The organism is Winogradskyella sp., from assembly GCF_016744625.1.
Taxonomy (GTDB): Bacteria; Bacteroidota; Bacteroidia; order Flavobacteriales; family Flavobacteriaceae; genus Winogradskyella.
This window is the reverse complement of sequence record NZ_JADGDZ010000152.1, coordinates 1-3,698: the sequence shown is the minus strand read 5'-3', so window position 1 is coordinate 3,698 and position 3,698 is coordinate 1. Positions and strand designations below refer to the sequence as shown.

The 3,698-nt window shown below is 34.4% G+C and carries 2 protein-coding genes; both read left to right on the top strand.

Annotated features, from left to right (window positions below; translation table 11 throughout):
• Positions 1–247: 247 nt before the first annotated feature.
• Positions 248–922 (top strand): DUF4332 domain-containing protein, encoded by a 675-nt coding sequence (locus QZZ53_RS16990; protein ID WP_296386934.1) that lies wholly within the window; start codon positions 248–250, stop codon positions 920–922.
• A gap of 560 nt (positions 923–1,482) precedes the next feature.
• The coding region (locus QZZ53_RS16985) for a T9SS type B sorting domain-containing protein (protein WP_296386932.1) at positions 1,483–3,698 on the top strand (2,216 nt) is incomplete at its 3' end.

The window sequence follows — 3,698 nt, the reverse complement described above, 5'->3', positions numbered from 1 at the left end:
CTTCACCGTGTATACTAATCTTATTTCTCTCTTTTGTTCTTTCTTTTTATTAGTTAAATGCAATGAATGACAAACTTAAGACGTGTATAATTAATTACTTGGTCTGTGCATACTCGGAAAATCCTTCGGATTTTCCTCTGGTTCGTTTTCTTTTACTAACTTAGACCTAGCCAACGTAACTAGCCATACACGAAGACGTTGTGCGTCATGCAGGATGATACGAAATCACACATAATGGAAAAACAAAATGGGATATTATATTGATTTGAAAAGCATAAGTATTGATGCGTACAAAGAAATTTTAAAAACTACCATACTAATTCCAAGTTGGAAAGTTTTAGAAAATGATATAGATAAAAATCTGAACATTATAAAAAAACACGACATTAAAAACCTTGATGAATTACTAATAATTCTAAAGGACAAAAGCAAAATTCAGGAATTTTCAAAAAAAAGTGGTTTGCCAGATAATTATTTAGCAGTTCTTAAAAGAGTTGTAAATGGTTATCGACAAAAGCCAAATAGAATAAAGGATTTCACTTGTGTTAGTGAAGATATTGTTCTTAAACTTGAAAAAATAGGAATTAAAAACACATTAAAATTATATGAAGAAATTCTGACTGATGGAAAAAGGAATGAACTTTCAAGAAACGCAGGAATTGGTGATAACGAGATATTGAAACTCACTAAACTAACTGACCTTTCTAGAATAAGATGGGTAAATCATACATTCGCATATGTACTATTAGAATCTGGATATGATACAGCAGAAAAAGTCGCAAATGCAAATTATAGAGAACTATATGAGACCATAAAACAACTTAATAACGAAAAAAAAATTTATAATGCTCATATTGGAGTAAATGATATGAAAATGATTATTGAATCTGCCCAAAGTTTGGATTTTGAAATCGAATATTAAAATAGGGAGAAAACACGAACGCACAACAATGTATAAAATTAATTGCTGACACAAGCCTACTTACGAAAATCCTCTCGGATTTTCTATTTTGTTTGTATCTGCCAGATTAGGTGTTTAAACAACGCAACTAATCTTATACCAACCGTTGGTATGCAATTGCCTGCGGCACGTAGAATCGCGTTTTGCAAACGCTTCCTTTCTACTAATTACATACCAACGTCCACTGTTAATCGCACCTCGCCTATTTTATGTATATTTAGTCTAGTCTACGAGAACTCCGAACGAAACTACACACAACAAAATGTATAGCGAATGAGGCGCAATTATGGCTATCCGTGAGGCGCGCCTCACTACGCCATACACAGTGGACGTTGTGTTTCATACTGACCCGTCCTGAAATAAGGCTACATAATTTTAAACATTATGTACAAAAATAACCTTGGAATTGTTTTTCTATTTCAAATGATTAAACATCAAAAGCCAACTTTAAAGGTTTTTATGGTATAAGTTAATTCTGGTAATTAACAAGATTTGATTAATTTTGACAGGTTTTTAGAAATATGAAAATTACACTTATTATAATAGCTTTTACTTGTCTTAATTATTGTTATGCTCAAACTCAGATAGGTCAGGACATTGACGGAGAAGCCCCAGAGAATAGCTTTGGTTATAGCGTTAGCTTATCTTCTAATGGCTCGATTGTAGCAATTGGTGGTTACAGAAATCGTGATAATGGTGGTTGGTCAGGACATGTAAGGGTTTATCAAAACCAAAATGATAATTGGGTGCAATTAGGTCAAGATATTGATGGAGGCTTTGACGATCAATTTGGCTACTCTGTAAGTATAAATGCAAATGGGGATATACTAGCAATTGGAGCTTTATCAGGTTATGCAGAAGTATATCAAAATCAGAATGATAATTGGGTACAAATAGGAAGCACCTTATTTGGAGGAAACTCAGATAATTTCGGAAATTCTGTATCTCTTAACAGTAATGGTAATATTCTAGCTGTTGGTGCACCATCCGATACTAATAGTAACGGGACAAACGCTGGTCGTGTAAGGGTCTATGAAAATCTCAATGGGAATTGGATACAAATAGGAAGCAATATAGATGGTGGCGAGGGCGATGGTGATAGATTTGGTCATTCGGTACGTCTTAGCGACAATGGCTCTATTTTAGCCGTTGGGGCTATTCAAAATTTTGAACCAGGGTTTGTTAAAATATTTGAAAATCAAGGGGGTAATTGGATACAGTTGGGGTCAAATATTGTTGGTGAAACAGCCGGAGATGATTGTGGTTTTTCAGTAGATTTAAATTCAAGTGGAACAATTGTAGCAATTGGATCTGAAAATGCCAATTCAGGTATTGGTCATGTTAGAGTTTTTGAATACCAATCAAGTGTATGGTCACAAATTGGTGGCAATATAGAAGGGAATAATGATGATTCTTCATCGGGAACTTCATTAAGTATTAGTAGTAATGGTAATATTTTAGCCATTGGAGCTACTCATAGTGATGGAGTAAATAGTATACTTTCAGGTAATGCCAGAGTATTTGAAAATCAAAATAATAACTGGACACAAATTGGATCAGATATTGATGGTGAAGGGTTACTTGATCTTTCAGGACGTTCAGTAAGTCTTAATGCAGATGGTTCAGTATTAGCTGTAGGTGCACCTTTCAACGATGGGATAAATGGAGAAGACTCAGGTCATGTTCGTGTGTATGGTCTTGAGTCAAGTTTTGTTATACCAACGTTCGATCTAGTAACTTCTATATGTGAAGGCGATACATTAAACCCACTTCCGACAATATCCAATAATGGTATTACTGGAACATGGTCACCAGCATTAGATAATACGCAAACCACAACTTATACGTTTACTCCTGATTCAGGACAATCAGCTACAACTACTTCTTTAACAATAGAAGTTAATGAAATAATAATTCCAGAATTTGACCCTATTATGCCCATTTGTTCAGGTGAGACGTTAAACCCTTTACCCACCACATCAAACAATGGTATTACAGGTACATGGTCGCCAGCTATGGACAATACGCAAACTACAACTTATACATTTACACCAAGTTTAGAAGAATGTGCCGCAGAAACTACTTTAACAATAGAAGTTAATGAAATAATAATTCCAGAATTTGACCCTATTATGCCCATTTGTTCAGGTGAGACGTTAAACCCTTTACCTACCACATCAAACAATGGTATTACAGGTACATGGTCGCCTGCCTTAGACAATACACAAACCATAAGTTATACCTTTACACCAAACTCCAGTGAGTGTGTTTCAACCACACAACTTGAAATAGTAGTTAATGAAATTGATGAACTAGAGATTGAATTAGAAGTCTTGTCTGCACCTTTTAGTAATCAAGGAGTCATTAAGGCTAATGTTTCAGGTGGGTCTGGTAATTACGAATTTCAATTAGATAATGGCTTATGGGTAACCTCAAATGTTTTTAATAGTCTTAATAATTGTGATCAATATACTATCTCAGTAAGAGATATTAATGATTGTAGCATAGAGGCCAGAGCAACTGCTCAAATATTAAATTATCCCAAATTTTTCACGCCTAATGGTGATGGTGTAAATGAAAGATGGAATATAAAATGCTTAGACTATCAGCCATTAGCAAAGATTTATATATTTGATAGGTATGGTAAATTCCTTAATAAAATTTCCCCTAGTGGAATGGGTTGGGATGGTACATATAAAGGAAAAGCATTACCGTCAAATGATTATTGGTTTATGGC

Bases quoted from the DNA above. Each gene is read 5' to 3' on its own strand.
- QZZ53_RS16990 (WP_296386934.1), top strand. From the start codon at position 248: ATGGGATATTATATTGATTTGAAAAGCATAAGTATTGATGCGTACAAA.